We start from the raw sequence: 1,308 nt of genomic DNA, 5'->3' as shown, positions 1-1,308 counted from the left end.
AGCGCGATTTCCATGAAGCGATCAAAGCCGATCCAGCCGTCGCCGGATTCGATTTCATCGGCGATACGGCACTTCAGCGCGTCACTGTAGGCCAGGGCGTCGGCGTCGGGAAGGGGTAGTGTCATGGCTCGCGAGATCACTGATCTATTTCGATCTCCAGCATGCTGCCAAAGTCGATTTGCAAGCTTGTCCACTCGTCAACGGGAAGCTGCCGCCAGTGACCGAGCAGGGCGCGGATGACCCCGCAATGGGTGACGAGCGCGATGGGGGAGCCACGAAGCGCGGTGACGAAATCGATGGCGCGATGTTGCAGTCCGGCGACCGATTCACCGCCGGGTGGCGTGTAATGCAGGGTATCGGCCGCCCAGGCATCGAGCGCATCGCGATCAATGGCGTCCCACGGCTGCCCTTCCCATTCGCCGAAGTCCATCTCGCTCAGCCGTGCGTCGATGCGTGTTTCTGGATCGAGCGCCTCGGCCAGCAGCCGCGCACGCTGCAGCGGGCTGGAAAAAAAAGTTGTCCCTTCCGGCAAGAGCGGTTTCAGACGCGCCGCCACAGGCTGCGGGTCTTCGGCCTGAATGTCGAGTCGGCCATAACAGATACCGAGGTCGAGGAACGGGCGCGGGTGGCGAATCAGGAAAACCTGCACAACAACCCGCAATAGAAAGCGACTTCGGAAAGCTGTTGTGTGGCGCCGAGGCAATCGCCGGTATAGCCGCCGATACGCCGCTTGAACATGCGCGCCAGCCATAGCGTGGCGAGCACGGCGAAGACGACGCCGATGATGGCCTGCTGAAACGGCAGCAAAAGCAACGGAAGCAGCGCGGTCAACGCAGCGAAAGCCAGTTCGCCGCGCCCGATGCCGGTGGCCAGCGGCTTCGACTTGCCCTCGTCGCGCACATACTCAAGCGTGCGCAACAGGGACACCGCACACAGCCGGGAAAACGCATGCCCGGCGATCAATGTCACCGGAATCAGCAGCAGATCGATCTCCAGCAGCGCACAGAACTTGGCCAGCAGTAAAATAACCAGCGCAACCGCGCCAAAACTGCCGATCCGCGAATCCTTCATGATGGTCAGTATCTGCGGCTTGTCCCATCCGCCGCCAAAACCGTCAACCATGTCGCTCCAGCCGTCTTCGTGGAAGGCGCCGGTGACGTAAAGCGTACTGGCCATCGAGGCCAGTACGGCCAGCGTTTTTGGCAAGATCAGGGAGCTCAGGACGAAGACCAGAGCCGCGATGCCGCCGACAATCAACCCGACCGCCGGAAAGTACCGCGACGAACGCTCAAGCGCCTCACTGCTGTG

General features: G+C 61.8%; 2 protein-coding genes. Both read right to left on the bottom strand.

Going from position 1 to position 1,308, the window contains the following annotated elements:
- Window positions 1–136 precede the first annotated feature (136 nt).
- Window positions 137–649, bottom strand: a complete 513-nt coding sequence (gene cobC, locus PROAA_RS12490; RefSeq protein WP_186411659.1) for an alpha-ribazole phosphatase family protein — start codon at window positions 647–649, stop codon at window positions 137–139.
- Window positions 634–1,308, bottom strand: a 675-nt coding sequence (locus tag PROAA_RS12485; RefSeq protein WP_186411658.1) for an adenosylcobinamide-GDP ribazoletransferase, incomplete at its 5' end; no start/stop codon positions are given. The genes cobC and PROAA_RS12485, both read right to left, overlap by 16 nt.

The organism is Candidatus Propionivibrio aalborgensis (genome assembly GCF_900089945.1).
Taxonomy (GTDB): domain Bacteria; phylum Pseudomonadota; class Gammaproteobacteria; order Burkholderiales; family Rhodocyclaceae; genus Propionivibrio; species Propionivibrio aalborgensis.
This window is presented reverse-complemented; position numbering and strand designations above follow the sequence as displayed.